Raw genomic sequence first — 26,049 nt, 5'->3', positions numbered from 1 at the left:
TTTTTGCCACCGCTCCCACATTAAAGCCTTCTGGGTGGCCGTGTAATAGATTCGAGGTCGTTGTTTCATGAGCAACACTCCTTGCGCTTACGCAGTTTGTAGTGTGTTGCATCGATCGGTTGAATTCAAGCCTGTAAGTGGCTATAGTGCCGCTCAATCATTAAGACGCTAGTACCCATTTGTTTAGCTAGCGTATGAATAGGCACCATATCGTGAGTAAGTGCTAACGTGGCATAGGTATGACGCAGACTATAGAACACCCGCTTTTGATTAGTTTTGGGATCTATGAGTAAACCATGGTCAGCTAAGAAACCGTCAAACATATGATTGAGCACATCACTTAGATCCCTACCTTCTTTGGTTCTGAAGATATAGTCATCATTAGTAGGTTTAATCAGTTCAGCCAAGGGATCTTTAATTGAGCTAGCCACTCCATAGTTACGTAAGGCAATACGTTCTAAAACTCTGACACTAGGCAGTCGTCCAATAATCTGTCTTTGCCCTGTTTTACCTTTTACTGTCATCTCGCAACTACGGTTTAGGCTATGCACTTCAATAACCTCACCTTCTTCATCCAACTGGTCTGTGACTGTACTAATAGGGTTCATCATGAAACGGATTTGCTTCCATTTCATATCTAATAGCTCAATACCTGGTCTTGCTCCTGTATCCACTAGCATCTCTACATAGTCTCTAAGGATTTCACGGCGTTCACGTACATCTCGAGTTCGGCCTGATTCTATGTATGGACCTAGAAGTTTTAATAAAGCTCTAAGCTCATGTAACTCAAATGCTGGGCGACGAACACTCTCTTTGGTCTTGCCATCTAGCTTAGGACGATTACTTTCAGTTAAATAACCCCGCACAATAGCTTCATCAAACACTCTATTAAAAGCGGCATTTTGAGTCTTACGATTACTATTCGATATTGCCAAGCCATATCTAGCTTCTCGGTCATCGTAGTACTGCTGAAGGGCATCGTAATCAATATTGGTAATAAGCCTTTGCCCAAGACTGGGGATGAAATGCTCCTTAATAATACGGATGTAATCTTTGTAGATTGACTTACCTAAGCCGCCTTTTAAGTCTCGCTCCATCCTATCAATTGCCAGCATGGCGATATCTTTAAAACGTTTGGTAACCACTGGAATACCAGAGCGCTTACGTATTTCTGCTTCTACTAATAGCTCTTTAGCCCTATTAACAGCCAAGTCGTAGTTAGTTTCTTTTGTAGTAGAGCGTATCCACTTGTTGTCCACCTTATAGCGACATTGCCATACGGCACTACGCTCACGCTGATAGAGAGTTAGATTACGGTGTATCAGTTGATGGGTATCTTTTCTTTTAATTGACATATATGTACTTTAGTTTCTGATGGCGGCTTAGGACAACCGGTATTGGGAAAATTACCTGGTCAATACGCCCAAAGCAGACTGACTGATTAATGGCAATTCTTGGAATCTCATGGTGTTCTCTTGGTAATCGCGGCGTTACTTGAAGTAACGCCTGATCTATGCAAGCACTCATTGCGCCTCCAAATACATAATCCCGTGCTTTTCTAGTGCATCGCCAATAGCTGCCATTTCAATGCTAGAAAACACTGAATGCCCCAATCTTTGCTGGAAATAGTCATTTACAGCGAACAACGCACCCAAGTCATCCATATCCAATTCATCGCCAAGGTTAATCTTGGCACTGGCATATGCTGACGTTTTTAAAGTGTCAAAAGAGATCACTTGATTAACTGCTAGATTGCTTTGATTCATTTGCTTCTCCCGTATATATGGGGCTATCAATATCGATAACCCATATACGTACGATAGGCGTTTTAGCCTACTTTTCGGATAAACAATCCATTCAAATCAAGTTTGTTAATGGCTTGTAGAGCCAGGCTAAGACAACCCAGTTGGAGGAATCACTGGGGACAATTTAGCCAAAAGAACTTGTGGCTAAGAGTGGGGATGAATGGGGAGATATGAAGGAATGAGCGTTACTTTAAGTAACGCTTGGGATTCAATTCTTCTTTTTAAATAGGCCCATTGAATATAGTTTACCTATAGCAACTTGCACCAAGTCATCTCGCTTAACCTCAATCGCCACTTGAATAAAAGCCAACAGAGCAAACATCTGAGAAATTTTTAATACTTCAATAATTTCCTCATCCTCAAAATCTGGATACAAATTTCCGGATTTAACCCTTCTTGAGATTTGTTGAAATCCACCGTGGGTATAGCTGCTCATTGCTGACCATGCCTGCTTTTTTAAAGAAGATAGCGATCCGCTTTTGAATGCCTCAAGACCTTCAACCAGCTTCAATATTTCCCCAAATTCTTTCTTTACCCTATCTTTTTGGAAATTAACCAACTCAGCGTCTTCGGCACAATTCTTTAACCAAACACCTCTAACGAAGGTTTCGAAAATAGGTCGCACTAAACTAAAAGCAGATCCATATATCTTGCTTTTTATTAAAGTAATTGCTCCCAAGAAGTGTTCAATAACGGTATCAAATGCGCAAACTGATAATAACGACCGCTTATCCTTTGAAATATCTAATTCATTGAGATTATCTAAAATCCAGGCATGTAGGGCATAAGAATCATTAACATAATCTCCTACAGTCATTTTCGCTTTAGTCATTTTTTTACACCAACAAATAATGCATGCGCATAAAGGGCGGCATAAAATCGTTTTCCAGTTAATTCAACATTCACAATACTTCCAGATGCAACTGGATCACAGCGTAAATAATCATAAAGATACAAAGCTGCATTTCTTGCAAGTCTAAGCTTTGGAGGATACATAACCCTCTCATCATCTAAGTGAGCTAAGAATTTATTTCTATATTTCAGTACATCACGAACATATACCTTAAATTCTTTTTTACTAATTTTTAAGTGGCTATATAAACCCACCTCAAATCCTGCCCTATCCTCAACTACTTTTTTCCAATGGTGTTTTCCATCTTTATCGGCAAAGAGTTTGCACCAATCCAATATAGCTACATCCAAAAAATTACTGTTGGCTGCTACGTCATATTGCTCTTTTACTCTGATTTGCTTCCCTCTCCAGCCGGCTCGATAAAATGCAATATTTCTCATGGCGTGGCAACACAGTATAGTTACGCGTCTTATACGCTCATGCTTAGTGAGAGGCTTTGAATTACTCATACGCATAGCATACTTAAAAAGACAAAACCCCCACCATTACTGTGAGGGTTTGCTTTTCTGGTGCGCCCACCAGGACTTGAACCTGGATCTAGGAGTTGCGATTGTGGGATCTACTCTTGCTGACTATATCCGTGGGGCAGCTAACGATCCGAAGCGGACACCTAGTTGTCTCGATATTTATTCGCTATTTCTTGAAAATTGGACTGTTCTGCGATGAGAGCATCTACGACCAAAGGATCAAAATGGATATCTTTCTTCGACACGATCTCTTTAACGGCATCTTCATGGCTCCACCCAGACTTGTAAACCCGTTCACTTACCAAGGCGTCGTAAACATCTGCAAGTGCCATGATGCGAGCAGATAGTGGGATTTCATTGCCCTTTAAGCCCCGTGGGTAACCTGTTCCATCCCATTTTTCATGATGTCCACCAGCAATTTGGATGGCCTTCTTCACAACGCCCTGATCACCCCCAACCTCAATATCCGCGGACGATAGAACCGCCTCACCAATGGCGGCATGAGACTTCATTATTTGCCACTCTTCATCACTTAAACGCCCCATCTTATTCAAGATACTATCGGGTATACCTACCTTACCTATATCGTGCAAAGGAGCTGCCTTATATAAAGTGTCAATACATTGATCATTTAACTCTTTTGCATAGTGACCCATCATCCTAAGTCTTAAGGCTAAACTTCTGACGTAGTTTTGAGTGCGGATAATATGATTTCCTGTTTCATTATCACGCGCTAATGCCAAAGCATTAAGCGTCATGAGCATTTGCTTTTCAGTATTCTGGGCGTGAACCTTTTCATTCAATGTAAATAGGCTGACGATCGACCGATGAATTCCCATAAAAATTAAGCTATAAGGAACTAAGAATAGGTAATGCCAGTTATCCCGCTCCTGAGTATGTGGCAACCAATCGGAGCTAACGGCTTGAGAATTAAAAATCAAGAAAGCCAATCTTAGGACTGGCATCGCCACCTGAATAATTAGCAGGAATGTTAAGATCCGAAAAGGGCTCCAATCGTGAAGTCTTAAAATCAGTAGGTCCTCTACTAAAACCCAGGCGCTCAATATGCCAATAAGACACAGTACTTGCACAAGATGGACATAAGAAGCCCCATAGGAAACAAGAACCTCTAAAGTAAAGTTAAGAACAAAAACGAGGGCCGATAACCCTGCAATGAACTGCAATGGACGTGAAGCAATATTGAGTTGAATACCACTTTGCCATGAAGAGGTTGAGAGTTTTGGGTTCATGGGTGCTGATTTGCCTGCTTCAGAATAGGATCTACAGCCGCCCTCCACCGCACAGAACAACTGGGATTTAATTTGTCACAATTAGCGGCCCAGACTGGAAATGATTGCTCCAGTGCAAACTTTCGCATGAAGAGTTTATCGCTTTCAGTAACGGGAGTCTGAATCAGGCTGTACTTAACACCCAAGTCACAAGTACCATTGCCTTGCAAGCAATCTGATGATTGGGTATTTAATTGCTCAGAATAGATCCAAGCCTGATCAATATAGGCATAGACAGCACCTTGTAATTGCCGTTTTTGGCTTTCACTAAACTTATTCCATGTATCTAGTCGAATCGCTATGCCATTCGTTCCCATTTGAGTGGCGATAGGATATACATACGTTAAATATGCAGGCCACTTAGCTGAATAGGCTGAGGTTTGACTAGTGATGGCACAATCAGCCATGTTTGAAGATAAGGCCTCTGCCACCTGATCAAAAGGAATCACTACAGGAATGCCTCCTTGTGACTTTATCAACATATCATAAGCCGAAGATCCCACCCGCACTTTGCGTCCTTTCAGATCAGAAAGTTGATGGATTGGTTTATTACAAAAGATTACTTGCGGACCAAATGTCCATAAACCCAAAAGCTTCACCCCAAATCGTTGCTGTAAATTCTCATCAATGACGGGCCCATAAGCTTCACTTACCTTGCGCGCTGTTTGGAAATCAGGATTAAGCCCAGGCAAGTCAACCCCGATAATGCTGGGCTCTTCTTGACCGTTCTGTAAAAATCTCAAAGAGACAATATCAAACATACCGCTCTTTAACATGGCAAGCTGATAGTTATCTTTAAACCCCAACTTATCGACTGTACGATAGTCAACTTTTATAGGTAGGCCAGTTTTCTCTTCGAGGAATTCAAAGAATGGTTGCTCTAAGTTCTTTTGGATGGGTCCTGTCATCGATGGCTGTCCAACAACTTTGAGAGTAATCACATCAACGGCATTCCAAGCGTAAACAAACCCGCCAAGAATGATGCTCAGGATAATGAGTCGCTTCATGATTGATTCTGACCCAATGAATTCATAAAGAGATAGTGAGTTTAGTTATTGCTAATTCTTAGAATTATTACCTAGGGGGTAGCATATGTCTACTAGCTTCATGCACTACATTAAAGCATGACTAGGCGTCTCAAACTGACCGAAAGCAGCCCCACAATCATTACTCAAAGTAACGCTCAAAAGACAAAACCCCCACCATTGCTGATGAGGGTTTGCTTTTCTGGTGGGCCCACCAGGACTTGAACCTGGGACCAAAGGATTCCGGTTTGTGTTAGTTTCCTAACTCCCTGGACTATGCCTTCATCATATCGATTGCTCGACTTAGATGGGTGCCGTCTAGTCTCTACACGTTCAAAGTATTTCTACTAAGCTTCGCTCGGCGTTAGCTTGTGCAGCTTTTGGCTACCTTTAGCTTTCTCCGAATTTGACACCATCCCTTATGCAGTTTCCACGCATAAGGCACAACTTTCGCTATGAGTCCTCTGCTCTAACCAACTGAGCTATGGGCCCTAAAACTGTTTTTACTACACACCTTTTGAGGGGTGCTTACCGCTTCAAAACCACACTAAAACCGCTTTTACTACACACCATGAAAAATGCTCCGGTGTGTAAGCGGTGTGTAAGCAATTTTAACTACCTAATCGACCACTAAGCTCTTGAAATCATTGAGGTCTTTGTTACAAGACCCCTAGGGCTTCTTTCTTATGAGTCCTCTGCTCTAACCAACTGAGCTATAGGCCCTAAAACTTTACATTCACTACACACCTTTTTACCGGTGTTTACTACTTCAAAACCACATAAAAACCGCATTTACTACACACCTCGGTTTTTGCTCTGGTGTGTAAGCGGTGTGTAGTGAATTTATACCGCCTAATTCACCACTAACCTCTTGAATCTATTGAGGTCTTTGTTACAAGACCCCTAGGGCTTCTTTATTATGAGTCCTCTGCTCTAACCAACTGAGCTATGGGCCCGTTAGTCTTTGAATCAATCTTCCTCAAGGAAGGTTTTGAGCTTGTCGCTACGGCTAGGATGACGCATTTTTCTCAGGGCCTTAGCTTCGATCTGACGGATACGCTCACGGGTTACATCAAACTGTTTACCCACTTCTTCGAGGGTATGGTCAGTGCTCATTTCAACCCCGAAGCGCATACGCAATACTTTTGCTTCGCGCGGTGTTAATGAATCAAGAACATCTTTCACCACATCGCGCATAGAGTCGTGCAAAGCTGCTTCCGCTGGCGCTAAGGTATTGCCATCCTCAATGAAGTCACCCAAATGAGAATCTTCATCGTCACCAATTGGCGTCTCCATGGAGATTGGCTCTTTAGCAATCTTCATAATCTTACGAATCTTGTCCTCAGGAATTTCCATCTTGAGCGCCAAGGTTGCAGCATCTGGCTCATGGCCAGTTTCTTGCAAGATCTGACGACTAATACGATTCATCTTGTTGATTGTCTCAATCATATGCACTGGAATACGGATCGTACGTGCTTGGTCGGCAATAGAACGGGTAATCGCCTGACGAATCCACCAAGTTGCATAAGTAGAGAATTTATAGCCACGACGATATTCAAACTTATCTACCGCCTTCATCAAACCAATATTGCCCTCTTGAATCAAGTCCAAGAACTGTAGACCACGGTTCGTGTATTTCTTAGCGATTGAGATTACCAAACGTAAGTTAGCAACGGTCATTTCACGTTTTGCTTCGCGAGCACGCTTCTCGCCGGCGATCATTTGCTTATTCACTTCTTTTAATTCTGGAAGTGGCAAGACTACGCGAGTCTGAATATCAATCAACTTCTGCTGAAGTTCTTGAATAGCCGGAACGTTACGTTGTAATAATGCTGTGTAAGGCTTGTTTTCTTTTAGAAGCTTAGCAGTCCACTCTAAGTTCATTGACATCTTCGGGAAGTCTTTTAATACTTCACCACGATTGACGCCAACCTTATCCACTAGCAAGCTCACAATGCCGCGCTCGAGCTTCCAGACTTGATCTACCTGGGAGCGCATGGTGTCGCATAACTTCTCGACACTCTTTGCTGTTAAACGGAAACCTAGCAACTCAGCACGAATCGCCTCTTGCGCCTTAATGTAGGCTGGGCAGTTGTAACCATCCTTATCAAAGGCACGACGCATTTTGTCGGCTTGCGCACGAACAATTGCAAACTTCTCCAAGGAAATTTGCTTCAACTCTTCTAATTGCTTAGCATTAGCTGTAGCTGCACCGCCGCCTCCGCCGCCACCTTCATCCTCACCACCATCCTCATCACCTTCTTCTGCATCTGGATCAACCTCTGGCTCTTCTGGCCCTAGTTTGATATCTTCAGCATTTGGATCAACCAATCCATCAACGAACTGATCAATCTCCATCTCACCGCTAGCAATCTTGTCCACATTACCCAAGATCTCTGCAATCGTGACTGGGCAGGCGGCTAAAGCCATCACCATATCTTTGAGACCGGCTTCAATCTTCTTCGCAATCACGATCTCGCCTTCGCGAGTCAATAAGTCAACAGTACCCATCTCGCGCATATACATACGCACAGGATCAGTTGTACGACCGAACTCTGAGTCCACCGTTGAGAGAGCGGCTTCCGCTTCCTCTTCAGCCTCTTCTTCTGTAGTAGCGGCAGAAGTGTTTTCGTTCAATAAAAGTGTTTCAGCATCAGGAGCTTGCTCATAGACAGTAATGTTGATGTCATTTAGCAATCCAATCAAAGTCTCCAATGCATCAGCATCAGATAACTCGTCAGACATCACGTCATTCATCTCACCATGAGTCAAATAACCCTTGGACTTACCCATCTTGATTAAGGTTTTCAGGCGAGTACGGCGCAGTTCTTGTTGCTCTTCGGAACCTAACTGCTGTGCTGCGAATTCTTTTAAGAGCGCCTTCTCTTTTGCCTTACGCTCACGCGCCTTTTGGCGATCAGTTAATACTGGCTCTACACCCTCAGCTACATCTGCCTTTGGCTTGCGACCTTTTTTCACTTCCTCAGTAGCTACTTCATCTACTTCTTCGGCTTTAACTTTTTTACCCTTGGGTTCTTTAGCTTCTTTTGCTGGCTTTACTTCCTTTACCACCTCAACTTTGGGTACGGCAGCCTTACCTTTTTTAGAAACTTCAACCTTTTCAGCCTTAACTGGTGCTTTTGCTACAGGCTTAGCTGGTGCTTTTGCTTTCGCTGCTGGTTTTGCTGGTGCTTTTGCTTTCGCCGCTGGTTTTGCAGGTGCTTTTGCGGTTACTTTTGCGGTTGCTTTTGCCTTGGGTGCTGACTTAGTAGTGGTCTTAGCTGCTGCTTTTGCAGGCGCCTTAGCAACAGGTTTAGCAGGCTTGGCTGGTGTTTTTGCTTTTACTGCTGGTTTTGCAGGTGCTTTTGCCTTGGGTGCTGACTTAGTAGTGGTCTTAGCTGCCGCTTTTGCAGGCGCCTTAGAGACCTTTGCCGGTGTTTTTGTTTTCGCTACTGGTTTTGCAGGCGTTTTCGCCTTTGCTACTGGCTTAGCGGATTTAACTGGTTTTTTCTTGGTATTAGGCATTTATTAGCACTTACTCACATTACTGATTATTGATCTCGACTGATTAAAAACAGTCACGTTGTCCACTTGCCCCAAATTTCATCAAAATAAAGCGCAAGTGGCTGAATTAAATCGGTTTTTTTCTGGGAATAGAGGATTATAGTCGATTGCGACTTTTTTACCCCCTCCAGCACTAAAAATATGGGGTAAATTTCGGGTTTTTCTAGGGTTAAATCAGAAAATTCTTAGGTAAATTTCAAACGCTCGCCTAATTCCCTGTAGCGAGCCCGATCTTGCTCAGTAGCGGTGCTACCGGCGATCTTTTTGGCGATTTCGGTCATTTCTGTTTTTAGATTGATCAATTCCAGCTTTTTGAAGGCTCCCTCTAGATCTGCAACCGCCCCATCGAGATCCAAATCTGAGCCCATTACCCGCTTTCTAAGAACCTCGTACAAAGGGGCTAACTCACTTCGAGACAATTGATCCTGAAACAATGCAAATGCACCAGCACCCACAGTGGGCGGCTTACCATTCTCGCCAGGGATCAATTCGACCAAATCACACTGAGCCAGCAAATCTTTCATGAGCTGTAACGCTTTTTCTGAACGCAGCTCAGAAGCGTGCAGAGCAAGTGCTCGCTTATTTGCATCCAAGGCTTTACCCAAATGCGGAAACTGAATTAATACTCGTAACATCTGCTCTGCCAAATCTGTTGGCGCTTGAGGGGGTGCGATATTTTGCGAGGCGACTCTTTTAGCGGACCCTCTAGATGCTTGCCAAGGGGCGCCTTGAGCTCGATTACCGGCATTGCTTTGAGCCAGATTGGGAGCGCGCTGATTTGTGCTCGCATAAGATCCCTGCTGTACTGGAGCGGGCGCTACCGTTAATCCACAAAATGACTCTAATTCTGCGGGCGTAGAATTCGTACGAATCGCTAACTCACGCAATATTTGCGTCCGCAAAGCAATCGGCGGCATAGAGAGCAGTAGCGGCTTAGCCGCATGATGAGTCTGCGCTCTACCCTCAGGAGTAGTGAGCTCATGATCTTGACTCACGATCTTAAAGAAGAAGCTCGACAGCGACATTGCCTCTTTAATCACCTTCTCAAATGCAGGCGCGCCATAAGCGCGGACATAACTATCAGGATCATGCTCAGTCGGCAGGAAAAGGAAGCGGATCTCCTTGTCATCAGACATCAATGGCAGACATGCTTCTAATGCACGTTGTGCCGCACGCTGACCAGCTGAGTCTCCGTCAAAGGAAAAAACAATACGATCTGTTTGACGCAATAACATACGCACATGGTTTGCTGTACAAGCGGTACCCAATGTCGCGACTGCGTTTGGGAAACCTAATTGCGCAAGCGCCACCACATCCATATAACCCTCGCATACCAGCACATACTCTTGCGCTCGAATTGCTTGCCTTGCTTCGAATAAGCCGTAGAGCGTATTGCCTTTAGAGAACAATGGCGTCTCTGGAGAATTTAGGTACTTTGGCTCACCTTGATCCAAGATGCGCCCACCAAAGCCAATCGTTTGACCCTTGGGATTGCGAATTGGAAACATGATGCGATCACGAAAGCGGTCATAGCGACGCGCAGTCTGAGCGTTATCGCCTTGCTCACTCTGAATCAGTAAACCACCCTCTAATAAAGTCTTGGCAACTTCATCATTTGCGTAAGTACCAAAAACAGCCTCGAGACCTTGCCAACCATCAGGGGCGTAACCCAAGGCATAACGCTTCGCGATCTCACCAGTGAGACCGCGCCCCTTGAGATATTCGACTGCGCGGGGAGCTCCCTTGAGTTGCTGGCGATACCAATCGGCTGCAGAACTCATCACCTCGCTTAAAGCCATAGCTTGTTGTTGACGTACCGCATCCATTGCGGTGCGCTCTTCGCGTGGTACATCCAAGCCTACGGAACGCGCTAGATCCTCGATAGCATCCACATAACCAAGACCGGAATACTCCATCAGAAAACTAATGGCTGAGCCGTGTGCACCACAACCAAAGCAGTGATAAAACTGTTTAGTAGGAGAAACTGAAAATGATGGGGACTTCTCCGAATGAAAAGGGCACAAACCTTGATAGTTCGCACCCGCTTTTTTTAGCTTCACATGTTGTCCAACCACATCAACGATGTCGACCCGATTTAATAGATCGGCTATGAAGGATTGGGGAATCAGCGCCATTAAGCCAGTATGAAACTGTTTTCGGAGTTCTTCAATTACTTCGCGAGAGCAGCTTTAACCAAGCCAGAAACTTTACCCATATCAGCCTTACCAGCTAATTGCCCCTTGAGGACACCAATTACTTTCCCCATGTCTTGCGGACCAGCGGCGCCAGTCGATACCACAGCAGCAGCAACAGCCGCTTCAACTTCAGCATCAGACATCTGTGCTGGCAAATAGGTTTGCAAAATCACCATCTCAGCAGCCTCAACTGCAACCAAGTCATCGCGCCCCGCTTTTTCAAATTGAGAAATAGAATCTTTACGTTGCTTAATCATCTTCTCAACAGTAGAGATGACACTTGCGTCATCAAGCACAATGCGTTCGTCTACTTCACGCTGCTTAATCGCTGCCAACAATAGACGAATTGTCCCCAAGCGGGCCACTTCTTTTGCACGCATTGCGTTTTTCATATCTTCGGTGATTTGATCTTTTAAGCTCATGGCTGTATTCCTGATATTAAATATTTCTAAAGATTAAAAAGCAAAAACCCGCTGCGTTTCACCGTCAGCGGGTTTCAAAGCCTCTCGGTGAGGAGAGCTTTTAAATTCGATTAGTAAAGCTTCTTAGGCAACATTTGGCTGCGAATACGCTTATAGTGGCGCTTAGCAGCAGCTGCCTTCTTGCGCTTACGTTCAGCCGTTGGCTTCTCGTAAAATTCGCGGGCACGCAAATCTGTCAAAAGACCATTTTTTTCAATGGTGCGCTTGAAACGGCGCAATGCCACTTCAAATGGTTCGTTCTCACGGAGGCGGACTGTAGTCATACTTGTTTAACTCGTATATGCTCGAAAAATATCGAAAAATTAACTGAATCACGGATTCTAGCACGACCAAGCCAAAAATGATTGTTTTAGGGATAGAAACTTCTTGTGACGAGACTGGGGTGGCTTTATACAACACCACCCCCTGGGAAAACCGTGCCCCAGCCCATCTAGGCATCTTAGGGCAGGCTTTGCACTCCCAAATAGCCATGCACCAGGAATATGGTGGCGTAGTCCCCGAATTGGCCTCCAGGGACCATATTCGGCGGGTTTTACCCCTCCTAGATGAGGCATTAGAGGAGGCAAAGCTCGAATTAAAGGATATTGACGCCGTTGCCTATACCCAAGGGCCCGGGCTGGCTGGCGCCCTCCTGGTGGGCAGCGCTTTTGCCAAATCCCTTGCACAAGGCCTCAATTTGCCGTCAATTGGGGTGCACCATCTTGAAGGCCACCTACTTTCCCCGCTTTTAGGGACTTCTGCCCCTGAATTTCCCTTTATCGCCCTCTTAGTCTCGGGGGGACACACCCAACTCATGTTGGTAAGCGGGGTGGGTCAATACCAACTGCTAGGCGAAACCTTGGACGATGCCGCAGGTGAGGCATTTGATAAAACCGCCAAATTGCTCGGCCTAGACTATCCAGGAGGTGCCGCCATCTCCAAACTGGCAGAAAAAGGACAATCAGGGCGCTTTGAACTACCTAAACCTATGCTGCACTCCGGAGATTTAGATTTTTCTTTCTCGGGGCTGAAGACCGCAGTCCTCAATCAAGTTAAAAAATTTGAGGCGCTCGGACTTTCAGACGCCACAGAAATTGCAACATTTCATGCGGATCTGGCGAGAGGTTTTGTAGATTCCTTAGTAGCGGTATTGGTGAGTAAAGCTGAAAAAGCCCTCAAACAAACGGGCTGCAAACATTTAGTTCTAGCTGGCGGTGTTGGCGCCAATGTGCAATTACGAGAAGCATTAAATGCGAGCGCAAAAAAACAACGCTATGAAGTGCATTACCCACCCATCAATCTATGCACTGACAACGGCGTCATGATTGCGTTTGCAGGAGCACTACGGATGTTGGCACAAAACAATGATTCAACCAGATCTGGCGCCTTTGATGTCAAACCCCGATGGGATTTGGCAAGCAATAATCTCGCTTGAGCTTACTAAGCTAGGCTTATTTAGTTAAGCTAATTTTGGCGTATGCGCTGTGATTGTGGATGGATTCAAAATTTTCCGCCTCAACCACTAAAGACAGAATACGCTGGTCATCTTTGAGCTGACCGGCAACATCACGAACCAAGTCCTCAACAAACTTCGGATTGTCGTAGGCACGCTCGGTAACCCACTTCTCATCAGGGCGCTTGAGTAAGCCCCATAACTCACTAGAAGCCTGGCTCTCAGCGGCAGCGACCAAATCTTCCACAGTCATCTTGGTCTGTGGGTCGAGCTCCACTGACATCGTGACATGCGAGCGTTGATTATGCGCACCATACTCGGAAATTTCTTTTGAGCAGGGGCACAAACTCATCACAGGCACTTGAGCACAAAGATTTAACTCAACATCAATAGAGCCTGCAACATTTTGTTTGGCCTTTGCCATCCAAGTAACCTCATAGTCCATCAAACTCTCCACCCCAGAAACAGGCGCAGCTTTTTTGACAAAGTGAGTATAGGTAAACTGAATGCGACCTTCGGTAGCATTGAGCAAAGGTAACATTGCGCGCACCATCGCAACAACTGCTGCGCTATCAATCGGATTTTTTTGATCCTGCAACAAAGCAATGAAACGCGACATATGCGTTCCCTTAACATGCGCAGGTAAAGCCACATCCATCTCAAAATTGCCCACCGCTGGAAAATCGCCAGTCTTCGTGCGAATGATGAGGGGATGACGCAAGCCACGAATACCCACGCGCTCAATGGGCAATGCACGCTCGTCATGCGAGGACTGCACATCTGGCATTGATTGTGGTTTCAGAAAGGCTGTGCTGATATCGTTCATGACTCTATTTTCCGGCAAAAATGACTTATTTGCCTACGATGGCAGTATTTGACCCTGCTTTTGCGGAAATAACCATAGGAAAACGCGTGGAGATGGCCCTAGCAATACCTGCTGAGTCCAAGCCACACTTACTCATCAAGAGCTTGTAATCGCCATGTTCTACAAACTCATCAGGAAGACCTAATTGCAGCAGGGGTTTATTAAGCCCCATGGCAGAAAGCGCCTCTAGGCATGCACTACCCGCTCCGCCCTGAATAGCGCCATCCTCAATCGTTACAAAATAGTCATGATCCTGCGCTAAGGATTTCAGAAGATCTACATCCAAAGGTTTAACAAAACGCATATTGGCAACCGATGCATCAAACTCTTCAGCAACTTCAAGGGCCGAATACAACAAGGTACCAAACGACAAAATTGCTACACGTTGACCAGCAGGAGCATTAGATTTTCTTCGCAACTCACCCCTGCCCAAAGGAACTGTTCTTAACTCTTTTGATGGAATAGTGCCCACACCCGCTCCGCGAGGATAGCGCACTGCACTGGGATGAGCCTGCAAAAATGCGGTTGTGAGTAAATCTCGACACTCTGCCTCATCGGCAGGGGTCATGACCAACATATTCGGAATACAACGCAAGAATGGAATGTCATATGCGCCCGCATGAGTTGCGCCATCTGCACCAACTAAACCAGCGCGATCTAAAGCAAATAAAACTGGAAGATCTTGAATAGCGACATCATGTATTAACTGATCATAAGCACGCTGTAAAAAGGTGGAGTAAATCGCCACAACTGGCTTCATGCCCTCGCATGCCATGCCCGCTGCAAAAGTGACTGCATGCTGTTCTGCAATGCCTACATCGTAATAGCGCTTAGGAAAGTTTTGCTCGAACTCTACCAGCCCAGATCCTTCACGCATTGCTGGGGTAATCCCAATCAGTAATGGATCCGCATGCGCCATATCGCACAACCACTCACCAAATACTTGTGTAAATGTTTTCTGAGAAGAGCCAACGGCTTTCTTGACACCCTCTTCTGGATTGAACTTGCTAGGGCCGTGATACAGAACCGGATCAGCTTCAGCCAATTCATAACCCTGACCTTTGCGAGTCACTACGTGCAAGAACTGCGGGCCTCGGCCTTCAAGAGCCAAACGGCGGACGTTCTGCAGCATCGGAATTAAGGCATCTAAGTCATGGCCATCAATCGGACCAAAATAGTTAAAGCCAAATTCCTGAAAAATCGTTGATGGTGAGACCATCCCTTTGGCGTGATCCTCTAGTCGTTTTGCAAACTCGCGCAATGGGGGCGCAATTGATAAAACGCTATCAATACCTTTTTTAGTCGCAGAGTAAATATTGCCACTCAATAATCTAGCAAGGTGGCGATTTAACGCGCCCACCGCTGGTGAGATTGACATATCGTTGTCATTCAAGATCACCACCAATGGCAAGTCATCGTAGACGCCAGCATTATTCATCGCCTCAAATGCCATACCTCCGGTCATAGCACTGTCGCCAATCACTGCAACTGCAACCTGCTTCTCGCCTTTGGTTTGGAAAGCCCGTGCCATTCCCATCGCAGCAGAAATACTGGTTGAAGAATGCCCAGTACCAAAAGCATCGTATTCACTTTCAGTGCGACGCGGAAAACCAGATAAGCCATTGAACTGACGTAAAGTGCTCATCCGCTCACGACGGCCAGTCAAAATTTTATGTGGGTAACTTTGATGACCCACATCCCACACAATTCGATCGCGGGGCGTATCAAAAACATAGTGCAATGCAATTGATAATTCAACGGTCCCCAAGTTGGAGGATAGATGGCCGCCAGTTTTAGAAACGGAGTCCAGTACAAATTGACGCAACTCATCTGCGAGTGCTGAAAGCTGCTCTCGAGGAAGCTTTTTTAAATCGGCGGGAGAGTGAATGGAATTTAAAGTCATCAAATCTTCAGTAATCTTATTTGCCCCTATTGACAACCAACAGAGCCAAATCTTTCAGAGCTTGGGCTTTATCACCAAAACTCTCCAGGCCAGCGATCGCATTTTCCTGTAATTCTTTAGCTGCCTGCTTCGCATAGTCTAAACCCATCAGGGTGACATAGGTTGGCTTGTCGTTCGCAGCGTCTTTCCCTGCGGTCTTTCCTAGGGTTTGGCTATCAGCAGTGGCATCTAAGACGTCATCAATAATTTGAAATGCCAAACCTAAGGCCTCGGAGTAATTGAATAAACATTGCATTTGAGCATGATTTAACTGCGCAGCGATTCCACCTAACGCAACGGAGCAGGAGAGTAAGGCCCCTGTCTTCATCGCATGCATTTGTTTTAAACCAGCGAGATCCAACTTCTTGCCAACACTTTCTAAATCAATCGCTTGGCCACCAGCCATACCGCGTGATCCAGATGCTGCTGCTAGAGCACTAATCATGGCGAGGCGTACTTGCGCATCACAGTGAGCATTTGCCAGCACCTCAAAAGCCCTAGTCTGTAAAGCATCCCCAACTAGCAATGCGGTTGCCTCGTCATAAGCCTTATGTACTGTTGGTCGCCCGCGACGCAAATCATCGTCATCCATACATGGCAAGTCATCATGCACCAAGGAGTAAGCATGAATACATTCAATTGCCACCGCAGCCGCATCCAACACATCTTGATTTGCACTTCCTAACTCCCCCGCTGCATAAACCAGCAAAGGTCTTATACGCTTGCCACCACCCTGGGCGGCATAACGCATTGCCTCATGCAAACGCGCAGGATGAGTAGCAGCACCATCAAGCAGACTATCTAAGGCCTTCTCTGCTCTTTGCCCATGGGCACGAAGCCAGTCGTCGAAAGTAAATTGCTGATTCATAACCTAAACGTCAAGTGGTAAAGAGGCTTACGCCTCAAATACCCGAACTTGTTGCTCAACTTGTGCGAGTACGCTCTGGCAATGCTTTAACAAAGCCGCGCCCCTTTGATAGGCTAAAAGTGTCTCTTCTAGAGAGAATTTGCCCGATTCCATATCTGAAATCAGCTTTTCCAACTCCTTGACTGCCTGCTCATAGCGCAAATTAGGGTCGATCTGAACCTCAAGACCGGGCTTTTGACTCTCAGATTTCTTGGCTGGCATTGACTCATTTCCCTCAAATTTCACACAGATATAGCCCTACATATTAAAGCGAGATGGGGGTCAGATGGGTATAATCCCCAGCTTCCTTTCCAATATCGATCCGTCGATGGTTGGATTGGTTATTCCGCTTAGCTTCGGCTGACGTTTTCGGGGGTGGGGAGAATGACTAATCTGGCTACCGCGCAGCAGCTTGCGCCGTCCAATCTACAACTGCCGGTTTCGGCATATTTTGACGTTGAGCTATATCAGCGTGAACTTGAACTGCTTTTCAAGCAGGGTCCTGGCTATGTAGGCCATGAATTAATGGTGCCTGAAATTGGCTCTTATCAGACCTTGACCTCAGAAAATGAAGGTCGCCTACTGGTTCGCAATAATGAAGGAATAGAACTGCTCTCAAATGTATGCCGTCATCGTCAAGCACTCATGCTCAATGGACGAGGCAAAGCAGACAACATTGTTTGCCCATTACATCGCTGGACCTATGATTTAAATGGGGGTCTATTAGGCGCTCCACATTTTGAAGATAAACCTTGTCTCAATCTTGGCAAATCTCCATTACAAAATTGGCAAGGCCTCCTTTTCGAAGGCCCTCGTGATGTGCGCACCGACCTAGCAAAACTTGGCGTTGCCGATGATCTCAAATTTGATGGCTACGTTCTTGATCATGTTGAAGTACATGAATGCAATTACAACTGGAAAACCTTTATTGAGGTTTACCTTGAGGACTACCACGTTGTTCCATTTCACCCAGGACTTGGCAAGTTTGTCTCTTGCGAAGACTTGCAATGGGAATTCGGTGAATGGCATAGCGTTCAAACCGTTGGTATCCATAAAAATTTAGAGAAGCCAGGCTCACCGGTTTATCAAAAATGGCATGAGGCTGTATTGCGCCATCACGATGGCAAGCCCCCACGCCATGGCGCCATCTGGCTTACCTACTATCCAAACGTGATGGTGGAGTGGTATCCCGGCGTACTGTGCGTATCCACCTTACACCCACTGGGTCCCAATAAAACACGCAATATTGTGGAGTTCTATTACCCAGAAGAAATTGCCCTCTTCGAGCGTGAGTTTGTAGAGGCAGAGCGCGCAGCGTATATGGAAACCTGCATCGAAGATGATGAAATCGCTGAGCGCATGGATGCGGGACGCGCAGCCTTGCTAGCGCGCGGTCAAAATGAAGTGGGACCATATCAAAGTCCCATGGAAGATGGCATGCAACATTTTCACGAATGGTACCGTCGCGCAATGAATTATCAAGGCGCATAATTGAGCTAAGCCTTTTTAGAGGAGCATCAAATGACGCCGCTCATCACCGCAAATCAACTAGAAGAAATCATTAATAGTGGCGAGGATGTTTTGTTGTGTGATTGTCGCTTTGATCTTGCCAATTCACTGGCTGGTAAAAAAGCTTATGAAGAAGGTCATATTCCTGGTGCGATCTATGTCGACCTTGATCAAGATTTATCCGGTAGCAAGACTGGAAAAAATGGTCGTCACCCACTCCCCACTCCCGAAGCATGGGCGCAAACTAAAATCCGCTTAGGCATCACTCCTCAAACATTGGTTGTCGCTTATGACAATCAAGGCTCTGTATATGCTAGTCGCTTATGGTGGATGCTCAAAGCCTCTGGCCATGCTAAGGCACAAGTATTAGACGGCGGTCTAGATGCGTGGAATGGCCCGATTGGCACCATGCCGCTTAAACCCATACCAAGCAATACAGCTATTCAGGTCATGCCATTTGTTGGCTTAGTTGCAGTCGAAGAGGTAATGGAAAACCTGCTTAGCAAGAAAAATATCGTCATTGATGCACGAGCAAACAATCGCTTTCATGGCCAAGATGAAACCTTAGATCCTGTTGGCGGGCACATCCCTGGTGCAATCAATCATTGCTTTCAGGATAATCTCACCGGCAAACTCTTCAAATCTCCAGAACAGCTTTATAGAAATTTTGTCGACCTTTTAGGAACGACTAAAACTGCTGAAGTCATTCATCAATGTGGATCTGGTGTGACTGCTTGCCATAACTTGTTAGCCATGGAAATTGCTGGATTGAAAGGCTCGCGCCTTTACGCGGGAAGCTGGAGCGAGTGGTGCTCCGATCCCAATAGACCAGTCGCCCTTTAATGGAGCAGCGATAGAGAGATCACGAAGCCAACGCCGCAGGCAATCAAAATAGTTTGACGCAATGACTCCGCCCAATGGGGGCGGCGATGCATTTGTGGAATGAGATCACTCACTGCAATATAAATAAAACTACTAGAAGCAATCACCAAAAGATAGGGCATTGCTGCGTGCGCTTTTTCCAAAAAGAAATAAGCCAATATCCCGCCCAATACCGCAGCCAAACCGCTGACAAAGTTGTAAAACAGTGCGCGTGCGCGTGAGAAACCTGCATTGAGTAGCACAATGAAATCGCCAATCTCTTGTGGAATCTCATGAGCAACGATGGCGATGGCAGTGAAAATTCCTACTTGATAATCCGCCATAAACGCGGCGGCGATCAACACACCATCCACAAAGTTATGGAGACCATCACCCACTAAAATCATCCAACCACTTCGTCCAGCTACTTCAGCATCGTGACCATGGTGATGTCCATGTCCATCGCCTTCATGGTGATGATTGTGTCGCAATAAGGCGATTTTCTCTAATAAGAAAAATCCTAAAAGCCCTGCAAGCAAAGTAGCAAATAGCAGTTGAGGGCTAGTTCCCTCCATGGTGAATGCCTCGGGCAATGAATGCAATAAAGCTGTTGCCAGCAATATGCCAACAGACACACTCACCATGTTGTGAACCATCTTAGACAGCAAAGCCAAGGAAAAGCTAGCGGCAACCAAAACACTGGCAGAGCCTGCCATGGCCGTCACCAAAAGAATGCTTTGCAGAACCGACATATAAATTACACAACTCCGTATTGCTTAAACCAGGCTACACACTTTGCCCAGCCATCTTTGGCAGGACCTTCGCGATAAGTGGCTCGATAGTCCGCATGGAAGGCATGGGGCGTATCTGGATAAATCTCAAATCGACAGGCTTTAGCCGCTGGATTTTTAGGCGCAGCTTTTGCAAGCGCTTCACGCATTTGCTCAACACTCTCCAGCGAAATACCGGCGTCAGCACCGCCATACAATCCCAAGACAGGAGCCTTCAGTTCAGCGGCAATATCAACGGGATGCCGTGGATTATTTTCCGTTTTCTCACCAATTACGCGACCATACCAAGCAACGCCGGCGCGAACCTGTGGCAAGGTGGCTGCCAACCAAGTAATGCGACCGCCCCAGCAAAAACCAGTTACGCCGACTTTTTTCAAATCACCGCCATTTTTTCCAGCCCACACCAACGCAGCCTGTAAATCATTGAGCACTTGCGCATCTGGAGTGGGAGCCACGATATTTTTTTGAATCTCAGCGACAGTACCAAATGCATTAGGATCGCCTGCACGAACGAAGAATTCAGGGGCTATCGCTAAATACCCCAGCTTCGCAAAACGTCGTGTGACGTCAGCAATGTACTCATGCACACCAAAGATTTCACTCACCACAATGACAACTGGCAATGCGCCTTTTGCTTTTTCAGGACGTGAGACATACGCCGGCAATTGAAAGCTTCCCACAGGGATCATTTGCTCGCCCGCTTTAATACCAGTGAAATCGGTTTCAATCGCCGCAGCCTTTACAGGCTCCGAAGCTGCTACAAAACCAATTCCGATCGTCGTTGCCGTTACGGCCGAAGCTTTCATAAAACTTCTTCTATCGCCTGATACAGTTTTTGAGTCTTGATCTTTAGTCATCTCTTGTCTCCGTTATTAATGGGCTTCTTCCCAATTATCCCCAATCCCAATCCCAACTACCAAAGGAACCTTCAAATCAGCCACCTTACACATTAAGTCTGGCAACTTTGCTTGCAAAAGTTCGATCTCGTCCAAGGGTACGTCAAATACCAATTCATCGTGCACCTGCAGTAGCATTTTGGTCTTTAATTGCTCTTTTTCCAACCAATTCTCCACTGCAATCATCGCCAGCTTAATTAAGTCGGCTGCCGTCCCCTGCATCGGCGCATTAATAGCCGCCCGCTCAGCCCCTTGCCGACGCGGTCCATTAGAGCCCTTAATCTCGGGAAGCCACAACCTTCTTCCAAAGACTGTCTCAACATATCCGTTTTCACGCGCTTCCAAACGAGTTCGCTCCATATATTGCGCCACACCAGGATAGCGATCAAAGTATTTAGCAATATAGTTTTGGGCTGCAGACCGTTCAATTCCCAAATTACCAGCCAACCCAAAAGCACTCATGCCATAAATGAGTCCAAAGTTAATGACCTTGGCATAGCGACGCTGCTCAGAGGAAACGGACTCTAAAGGCACTCCAAAAATCTCGGCAGCAGTTGCTTGGTGAATATCCTTTCCGGCTGCGAATGCGGCCAACAGATTTTCGTCTTCAGCAATATGCGCCATGATGCGCAATTCAATTTGGGAATAGTCGGCGGACAATAATTTACAGCCCTCAGCTGGAATAAATGCCTCACGAATACGGCGCCCTTCTTCAGTACGTACAGGGATGTTTTGCAAATTAGGATCGCTTGAAGCTAAGCGCCCTGTTACCGCGGTTGCTTGAGAAAAACTCGTATGCACGCGCCCAGTCTTGGGGTCAGCCATCCGTGGCAACTTCTCAATATAAGTTGACATCAATTTAGCAAGACTGCGGTAATCCAAAATCCGCGCTGGCAAAGGGTAGTCTTCCGCTAGCTTTTGCAACACCTCTTCATCAGTAGAGGGGGCGCCTGAAGGTGTTTTCTTTATTACAGGAAGCTCTAGCTGACCAAACAAAATCTCCGCAATTTGTTTAGGCGACTGAATATTAAATGGCTGCCCAGCCAGTTGATGAATCTCACCCTCTAAAGCCAGCAGACGCTTTCCAACTTCTTGACCTTGCTTTGAGAGTAATCCTGAATCAATCCGAATGCCATTGCGCTCCATGATTCCCAAGACACGCATTGCAGGCATTTCGATCTGCTCATAAACATAAAGAAGGCCAGGACTCTCCTGAATTTGCGGCCATAGAGCCAAATGCAAACGCAAGGTAATGTCAGCATCTTCAGCAGCGTAATCTGTTGCTACCTTGAGATCCACTTGATCAAATCCGATCTGATGAACGCCTTTGCCGCACACCTCTTCATAGCGAATTGTCTTCATACCAAGATGTCGCTCAGCTAAGCTATCCATATTGTGAGGCATATGAGATTCGAGCACATACGACTCGAGCAAAGTATCAAACTTCACGCCCTGCAAGCAAATGCCATAGTTCGCAAAAATATGGCTGTCGTATTTGAGGTTTTGACCCACCTTAAAGTGTGTTGAGCTCTCGAGCCAGGGCTTCAAACGAGCCAAGACAAATTCACGATTGAGTTGCGACTCACCATTGCGATGCGCCACTGGGATGTAACAGGCCTCGCCCGGAGACACTGAGAGTGAGATGCCCACTAATTCAGCAGCAAGTGCATCAAGGCTCGTTGTTTCTGTATCAACAGCAGTTAATTGCGCAGCCTCAATTTTTTTAATCCAGAGATCTAATGCAGATTCATCAACAACACATTCATAGTTTTTCGTAATGGCGCCTTGAAGGTCGCTTGTTTCTTGGGATAGTGCTGTTGTAGCGGATGTCGCAGTAGGTCCAAACTTCTTGCTACCTTTTTTTTCGTCTGACGCTGCAGTATCTTTAATTGGACTACCAGCCAAATCAAAGCCACCAGATGCCACTTCAGTATTTGAGCCCCCCAATTGCTTTTCAACATCTCGCAACCAAGTTTTAAACGCATAACGCTCAAACAATTCTCGCAACAGCGGTGCATCTTCAGGTTTCGCATGCAAATCATCTAAACCAGGAAGATGAGGAGATAAATCGCAATCCGTTTTCACGGTGATCAGCTGACGCGCTTGTGGTAACCACTGCAAACTATTTCGTAAGTTCTCTCCAACAACCCCTTTGACTTGATCTGCATGAGCGATCAGGTTATCCAAATCACCAAACTCAGCCAACCATTTATTGGCTGTTTTAGGGCCAGCCTTAGGCACACCAGGCACGTTATCGACTGCATCACCAATGATCGATAGGTAATCCACAATGCGCTCCGGTGGGACGCCAAACTTGGCAATGACACCTTCGATATCCAGCTTTTCATCGGTCATCGTATTAATTAAAGTAACGGAGGAATTGACTAACTGAGCCAAATCTTTGTCGCCAGTAGAAATAATCGTTTCCCAGCCCGCTTGTGTGGCTTGGCAAGCTAAGGTACCAATCACGTCATCGGCCTCAACCCCTGAAACCATCAATACTGGCCACCCCAAAGCCTTTACCATCAAGTGAATGGGCTCAATCTGCCTGACCAAATCTTCAGGCATGGGAGACCGGTGGGCCTTGTATTCAGGGTACATTTCATCCCGAAACGTCTTGCCCTTGGCATCAAAAACACAGGCAATATGGTCTGCCTTGATCTCAGATCTGGCCCGGCGCATCATATTTACCATCCCATAAATGGCCCCTGTTGGGTCGCCGGCCCCATTTCTGAGGTCTGGCATGGCATGAAAGGCGCGATAAAGGTAGCTAGAACCGTCTACCAACAAGAGTCTATGTTTAGTCATACCGCAATCGTACAATCTAGTTGCTAACTGCCTACAGATCGGGTTTTAAATCCCCTTCAAAATAGGCCTAAAAAGGTGAAAAATGATGCACGCAATAACAAACTTACTCCACTCTTCAATGAGTCACACCCTTGTTCTAATAAGCTTTTTGATGGCTTTTGGTGCTTTTGGACTGCATGCGGCTCAAGCACAAAGCAATAGCCAAGCACTGAGCCCGTCAGAATTGCAACAAATCAATAATCAGCCACTTGCACCAGCGGTAAGCGCCTCACAAGTGACCAATACCCCAGAATCCCGCAAACCCAGCTTTCAGCATAAAGAAGTTACCGGGACTGAAGTTACTGAATATAAAGATGCCAACGCGCCCACCCAAGTGGATGTGAAAACACGGTATACCTCGTATGAAATGGCGCCTCCTGCCACCGTAATGCCCGGAGTGCCCAAAGAGACAGATTTAATTAGCGTACCAAGCGTCAAAATTCCTTTCTAAATCTCAATACCGCAAACCATTCGCACATGACCGCTTAATTCACTATGGCCGTTTTTACCCCGATAGAACTTAGCGATATCTCCAGCTGGATTGCCACTGACTTTGAGATTGGTAAGGCCGTAGATATTCGAGGTATTCATGGTGGAATTGAAAATTCCAACTTTTTTCTAGACACCGTCAAAGATGGCAAAAAACAGGAATATGTTTTAACGATTTTTGAAAGATTATCGACAGAGCAACTGCCTTATTACTTAGAGTTGATGCGGCATCTGGCCAATAAAGGCATTCCCGTGCCTAAGCCACTAGAAAATAAGAATGGTGAAATTCTCTTCTTACTGAAAGGTAAGCCAGCGGCAATTGTTAGTAAGCTCCCAGGCTTATCAAGGCTCACACCAGAAGCGAAGCATTGCGCATTAGTTGGCGAGATGTTGGCAAAAATGCATTTAGCGAGTGCAGACTTTAATCTTCACCAAGAGAATCTTCGCAGCCTTTCTTGGTGGCAAGAAACCGTCCCGCAAGTTCTGCCATACCTAAATGATTTCCAAAAAGAATTGCTTACGCAAGAATTAGCCACACAAAAAGCATTTTTCGCCTCAACAGCGTATGCCTCCCTGCCTCAAGGAGCAAGTCATTGCGACCTCTTTAGGGATAACGTGCTTTTCGATCCTCAGAGCGCAAACGATAGCTCCCAAGATCAACTGGGTGGATTCTTTGACTTTTATTTTGCCGGTACAGACAAGTGGTTGTTTGATTTGGCAGTGACCGTGAACGATTGGTGCCTGGCCGAAAATAAGCAAGACTTAGATCCTGCTCGATTCAAGGCTTTGATGGATGCTTATCAATCGGTTCGTCCATTAACTCAAGTTGAGCAGCAAAGCTGGCCATTGATGGTGCGTGCAGCAGCATTACGCTTTTGGATCTCTCGCTTATGGGATTTCTATTTACCTCGAGATGCCCAAATGCTTACACCCCACGATCCACGCCATTTCGAGAATATTCTTGTAAGCCGAAAAGCCATATGAAACTCAACACCGTTACACCCAAAGAAGGCTATACCTGGATTCGTCAGGGTATTTGGCTGTTTAAGCAAAATCCTTTGGGTTTCCTCATGTTGGTATTCATGTATGTTTTTGTGGCTCAATTAGCCGTGCTGGTGCCTGTCATTGGGGTGTTTGCGGTACTGGTGCTGACACCAACGCTCTCAGTTGGATTTATGACTGCCTGTCGACAAGCTATTCAGAAAGAGCGTATTCGCCCATCGGTCTATTTAATTGCATTGCAATCAAGCCCCTTAGTTCGCAAGCGCATCCTTCAATTGGGATTGGTTTATGCAGGGCTGATCATTGCGCTTAGCTTCATCTTAAGTACGCTGGTAGATTTTGAATTACTACTACCACTCATGACTAGCGATAAACCTATTACTCCCGAAGCGATACGTCAGGTTTATCTCATCCTCTTCTTTGGCGGCATGCTCTATGTGCCGGTAGCGCTGTTGATGTGGTTTTCGCCTATCTTGGTAGCGTGGGCGGATATGCCAATCCCTCAAGCGATGTTCTCCAGCTGTATCGCTTGCTGGGCGAACCGTGGCGCATTCTTCATCTACATCGTGATTTGGGGCGCAATCTTAATCGCTATCCCCCTCACGATTGGATCCATACTGGATGCCCTAAATTTAGGGCAAATTGCCTCATTCATCATTGCACCGATTTCAATGGCTGGGCTGACAGTAATGCACTGTTCATTCTTTGCCACATGGAAAGCGTGTTTCGCTGAAAAAGAAACCGCGACCCTATTAGCTTAAGTCATTG

23 protein-coding genes are annotated in these 26,049 nt (G+C 45.9%); 6 read left to right on the top strand and 17 right to left on the bottom strand.

Annotation, left to right across the window (positions count from 1 at the left end):
* Nucleotides 1-125 precede the first annotated feature (125 nt).
* The 10 genes from AOB49_RS09825 to rpsU form a co-directional block, all read right to left on the bottom strand.
* Nucleotides 126-1,355: a tyrosine-type recombinase/integrase gene (locus tag AOB49_RS09825; RefSeq protein WP_062310560.1), complete on the bottom strand. Its 1,230-nt coding sequence runs from the start codon at nt 1,353-1,355 to the stop codon at nt 126-128.
* A gap of 168 nt (nt 1,356-1,523) precedes the next feature.
* A complete protein-coding gene (locus AOB49_RS09815; RefSeq protein ID WP_062310554.1) occupies nt 1,524-1,766 on the bottom strand; it encodes a hypothetical protein in 243 nt (80 codons plus the stop codon).
* Nucleotides 1,767-2,013: 247 nt separating this feature from the next.
* Nucleotides 2,014-2,637: a DUF6988 family protein gene (locus AOB49_RS09810; RefSeq protein ID WP_062310551.1), complete on the bottom strand. Its 624-nt coding sequence runs from the start codon at nt 2,635-2,637 to the stop codon at nt 2,014-2,016.
* Nucleotides 2,634-3,098, bottom strand: a complete 465-nt coding sequence (locus AOB49_RS09805) for a hypothetical protein (RefSeq protein ID WP_062310547.1) — start codon at nt 3,096-3,098, stop codon at nt 2,634-2,636. Before AOB49_RS09805 ends, AOB49_RS09810 begins: the two co-directional genes overlap by 4 nt.
* Before the next feature lie 230 nt (nt 3,099-3,328).
* Nucleotides 3,329-4,435: an HD-GYP domain-containing protein gene (locus AOB49_RS09800; protein ID WP_062310544.1), complete on the bottom strand. Its 1,107-nt coding sequence runs from the start codon at nt 4,433-4,435 to the stop codon at nt 3,329-3,331.
* Nucleotides 4,432-5,481 (bottom strand): TRAP transporter substrate-binding protein, encoded by a 1,050-nt coding sequence (locus tag AOB49_RS09795; RefSeq protein ID WP_062310541.1) that lies wholly within the window; start codon nt 5,479-5,481, stop codon nt 4,432-4,434. The genes AOB49_RS09800 and AOB49_RS09795 overlap by 4 nt, the downstream gene beginning before the upstream one ends.
* A 987-nt stretch (nt 5,482-6,468) precedes the next feature.
* The gene (gene rpoD / locus AOB49_RS09790) at nt 6,469-9,024 is read right to left on the bottom strand and encodes an RNA polymerase sigma factor RpoD (protein ID WP_082784140.1); all 2,556 of its coding nucleotides are present in this window, start codon (nt 9,022-9,024) and stop codon (nt 6,469-6,471) included.
* Between the two features lie 224 nt (nt 9,025-9,248).
* On the bottom strand, nt 9,249-11,192 hold the full coding sequence (gene dnaG, locus AOB49_RS09780; protein WP_062310617.1) for a DNA primase: 1,944 nt from the start codon (nt 11,190-11,192) through the stop codon (nt 9,249-9,251).
* Between the two features lie 41 nt (nt 11,193-11,233).
* The gene (locus tag AOB49_RS09775; RefSeq protein ID WP_062310531.1) at nt 11,234-11,680 is read right to left on the bottom strand and encodes a GatB/YqeY domain-containing protein; all 447 of its coding nucleotides are present in this window, start codon (nt 11,678-11,680) and stop codon (nt 11,234-11,236) included.
* A 110-nt stretch (nt 11,681-11,790) separates the two neighbouring features.
* The gene (gene rpsU, locus AOB49_RS09770; RefSeq protein ID WP_011903537.1) at nt 11,791-12,003 is read right to left on the bottom strand and encodes a 30S ribosomal protein S21; all 213 of its coding nucleotides are present in this window, start codon (nt 12,001-12,003) and stop codon (nt 11,791-11,793) included.
* Between the two features lie 77 nt (nt 12,004-12,080).
* On the opposite strand from rpsU, the gene tsaD reads away from it, so the two are divergent.
* A complete protein-coding gene (tsaD, locus tag AOB49_RS09765) occupies nt 12,081-13,154 on the top strand; it encodes a tRNA (adenosine(37)-N6)-threonylcarbamoyltransferase complex transferase subunit TsaD (protein ID WP_062310528.1) in 1,074 nt (357 codons plus the stop codon).
* A 16-nt stretch (nt 13,155-13,170) separates the two neighbouring features.
* Here the strand turns inward: tsaD and folE2 are convergent, their stop codons facing one another.
* From folE2 to xseB, 4 genes are read right to left on the bottom strand one after another with little or no spacing between them, the layout of a single operon-like run.
* A complete protein-coding gene (gene folE2, locus AOB49_RS09760) occupies nt 13,171-13,998 on the bottom strand; it encodes a GTP cyclohydrolase FolE2 (RefSeq protein ID WP_062310526.1) in 828 nt (275 codons plus the stop codon).
* Between the two features lie 25 nt (nt 13,999-14,023).
* Nucleotides 14,024-15,940, bottom strand: a complete 1,917-nt coding sequence (dxs, locus tag AOB49_RS09755; protein ID WP_062310524.1) for a 1-deoxy-D-xylulose-5-phosphate synthase — start codon at nt 15,938-15,940, stop codon at nt 14,024-14,026.
* 16 nt (nt 15,941-15,956) lie between these two features.
* Nucleotides 15,957-16,847: a polyprenyl synthetase family protein gene (locus AOB49_RS09750; RefSeq protein WP_062310523.1), complete on the bottom strand. Its 891-nt coding sequence runs from the start codon at nt 16,845-16,847 to the stop codon at nt 15,957-15,959.
* 27 nt (nt 16,848-16,874) lie between these two features.
* Nucleotides 16,875-17,108: an exodeoxyribonuclease VII small subunit gene (gene xseB / locus AOB49_RS09745; protein WP_062310521.1), complete on the bottom strand. Its 234-nt coding sequence runs from the start codon at nt 17,106-17,108 to the stop codon at nt 16,875-16,877.
* Between the two features lie 162 nt (nt 17,109-17,270).
* Between xseB and AOB49_RS09740 the strand changes: the two genes are divergently transcribed.
* Nucleotides 17,271-18,377: an aromatic ring-hydroxylating oxygenase subunit alpha gene (locus AOB49_RS09740; protein ID WP_062310519.1), complete on the top strand. Its 1,107-nt coding sequence runs from the start codon at nt 17,271-17,273 to the stop codon at nt 18,375-18,377.
* Between the two features lie 30 nt (nt 18,378-18,407).
* Complete coding sequence (locus tag AOB49_RS09735; protein ID WP_062310516.1) at nt 18,408-19,238, top strand: sulfurtransferase; 831 nt, start codon at nt 18,408-18,410, stop codon at nt 19,236-19,238.
* Here the strand turns inward: AOB49_RS09735 and AOB49_RS09730 are convergent.
* From AOB49_RS09730 to polA, 3 genes are read right to left on the bottom strand one after another with little or no spacing between them, the layout of a single operon-like run.
* The gene (locus tag AOB49_RS09730) at nt 19,235-20,008 is read right to left on the bottom strand and encodes a ZIP family metal transporter (RefSeq protein WP_062310512.1); all 774 of its coding nucleotides are present in this window, start codon (nt 20,006-20,008) and stop codon (nt 19,235-19,237) included. The two genes, AOB49_RS09735 and AOB49_RS09730, sit on opposite strands and share 4 nt — an antisense overlap.
* Before the next feature lie 5 nt (nt 20,009-20,013).
* Nucleotides 20,014-20,904 (bottom strand): dienelactone hydrolase family protein, encoded by an 891-nt coding sequence (locus AOB49_RS09725; RefSeq protein ID WP_062310509.1) that lies wholly within the window; start codon nt 20,902-20,904, stop codon nt 20,014-20,016.
* A 15-nt stretch (nt 20,905-20,919) separates the two neighbouring features.
* The gene (gene polA, locus AOB49_RS09720; RefSeq protein WP_062310506.1) at nt 20,920-23,751 is read right to left on the bottom strand and encodes a DNA polymerase I; all 2,832 of its coding nucleotides are present in this window, start codon (nt 23,749-23,751) and stop codon (nt 20,920-20,922) included.
* Nucleotides 23,752-23,869: 118 nt separating this feature from the next.
* Here polA and AOB49_RS09715 point away from each other — a divergent pair, with 118 nt between their 5' ends.
* The 3 genes from AOB49_RS09715 to AOB49_RS09705 are packed head-to-tail and all read left to right on the top strand — an operon-like array spanning nt 23,870 to nt 26,042.
* Complete coding sequence (locus AOB49_RS09715; protein ID WP_245640660.1) at nt 23,870-24,241, top strand: hypothetical protein; 372 nt, start codon at nt 23,870-23,872, stop codon at nt 24,239-24,241.
* Nucleotides 24,242-24,285: 44 nt separating this feature from the next.
* The gene (locus AOB49_RS09710; protein ID WP_062310502.1) at nt 24,286-25,263 is read left to right on the top strand and encodes a homoserine kinase; all 978 of its coding nucleotides are present in this window, start codon (nt 24,286-24,288) and stop codon (nt 25,261-25,263) included.
* Nucleotides 25,260-26,042 (top strand): BPSS1780 family membrane protein, encoded by a 783-nt coding sequence (locus tag AOB49_RS09705; RefSeq protein ID WP_062310500.1) that lies wholly within the window; start codon nt 25,260-25,262, stop codon nt 26,040-26,042. Before AOB49_RS09710 ends, AOB49_RS09705 begins: the two co-directional genes overlap by 4 nt.
* Nucleotides 26,043-26,049 lie beyond the last annotated feature (7 nt).

The sequence above is a fragment of the Polynucleobacter sinensis genome, from assembly GCF_001595985.1.
GTDB classification, from domain to species: Bacteria; Pseudomonadota; Gammaproteobacteria; order Burkholderiales; family Burkholderiaceae; genus Polynucleobacter; species Polynucleobacter sinensis.
Note: the sequence above shows the minus strand (reverse complement) of the source record. Positions and strands in the feature narration are given on the sequence as shown.

What these genes read in the sequence shown, in the direction of transcription:
- xseB (WP_062310521.1), bottom strand. Translation starts at nt 17,108, where the DNA reads ATGCCAGCCAAGAAATCTGAGAGTCAAAAGCCCGGTCTTGAGGTTCAG.
- AOB49_RS09810 (WP_062310551.1), bottom strand. Translation starts at nt 2,637, where the DNA reads ATGACTAAAGCGAAAATGACTGTAGGAGATTATGTTAATGATTCTTAT.
- AOB49_RS09815 (WP_062310554.1), bottom strand. Translation starts at nt 1,766, where the DNA reads ATGAATCAAAGCAATCTAGCAGTTAATCAAGTGATCTCTTTTGACACT.
- AOB49_RS09725 (WP_062310509.1), bottom strand. Translation starts at nt 20,904, where the DNA reads ATGACTAAAGATCAAGACTCAAAAACTGTATCAGGCGATAGAAGAAGT.
- AOB49_RS09795 (WP_062310541.1), bottom strand. Translation starts at nt 5,481, where the DNA reads ATGAAGCGACTCATTATCCTGAGCATCATTCTTGGCGGGTTTGTTTAC.
- AOB49_RS09740 (WP_062310519.1), top strand. Translation starts at nt 17,271, where the DNA reads ATGACTAATCTGGCTACCGCGCAGCAGCTTGCGCCGTCCAATCTACAA.
- tsaD (WP_062310528.1), top strand. Translation starts at nt 12,081, where the DNA reads ATGATTGTTTTAGGGATAGAAACTTCTTGTGACGAGACTGGGGTGGCT.
- folE2 (WP_062310526.1), bottom strand. Translation starts at nt 13,998, where the DNA reads ATGAACGATATCAGCACAGCCTTTCTGAAACCACAATCAATGCCAGAT.
- AOB49_RS09750 (WP_062310523.1), bottom strand. Translation starts at nt 16,847, where the DNA reads ATGAATCAGCAATTTACTTTCGACGACTGGCTTCGTGCCCATGGGCAA.
- AOB49_RS09710 (WP_062310502.1), top strand. Translation starts at nt 24,286, where the DNA reads ATGGCCGTTTTTACCCCGATAGAACTTAGCGATATCTCCAGCTGGATT.
- rpsU (WP_011903537.1), bottom strand. Translation starts at nt 12,003, where the DNA reads ATGACTACAGTCCGCCTCCGTGAGAACGAACCATTTGAAGTGGCATTG.
- AOB49_RS09775 (WP_062310531.1), bottom strand. Translation starts at nt 11,680, where the DNA reads ATGAGCTTAAAAGATCAAATCACCGAAGATATGAAAAACGCAATGCGT.
- AOB49_RS09825 (WP_062310560.1), bottom strand. Translation starts at nt 1,355, where the DNA reads ATGTCAATTAAAAGAAAAGATACCCATCAACTGATACACCGTAATCTA.
- AOB49_RS09730 (WP_062310512.1), bottom strand. Translation starts at nt 20,008, where the DNA reads ATGTCGGTTCTGCAAAGCATTCTTTTGGTGACGGCCATGGCAGGCTCT.
- AOB49_RS09735 (WP_062310516.1), top strand. Translation starts at nt 18,408, where the DNA reads ATGACGCCGCTCATCACCGCAAATCAACTAGAAGAAATCATTAATAGT.
- rpoD (WP_082784140.1), bottom strand. Translation starts at nt 9,024, where the DNA reads ATGCCTAATACCAAGAAAAAACCAGTTAAATCCGCTAAGCCAGTAGCA.
- AOB49_RS09805 (WP_062310547.1), bottom strand. Translation starts at nt 3,098, where the DNA reads ATGAGAAATATTGCATTTTATCGAGCCGGCTGGAGAGGGAAGCAAATC.
- AOB49_RS09715 (WP_245640660.1), top strand. Translation starts at nt 23,870, where the DNA reads ATGAGTCACACCCTTGTTCTAATAAGCTTTTTGATGGCTTTTGGTGCT.
- polA (WP_062310506.1), bottom strand. Translation starts at nt 23,751, where the DNA reads ATGACTAAACATAGACTCTTGTTGGTAGACGGTTCTAGCTACCTTTAT.
- AOB49_RS09705 (WP_062310500.1), top strand. Translation starts at nt 25,260, where the DNA reads ATGAAACTCAACACCGTTACACCCAAAGAAGGCTATACCTGGATTCGT.
- dxs (WP_062310524.1), bottom strand. Translation starts at nt 15,940, where the DNA reads ATGACTTTAAATTCCATTCACTCTCCCGCCGATTTAAAAAAGCTTCCT.
- AOB49_RS09800 (WP_062310544.1), bottom strand. Translation starts at nt 4,435, where the DNA reads ATGAACCCAAAACTCTCAACCTCTTCATGGCAAAGTGGTATTCAACTC.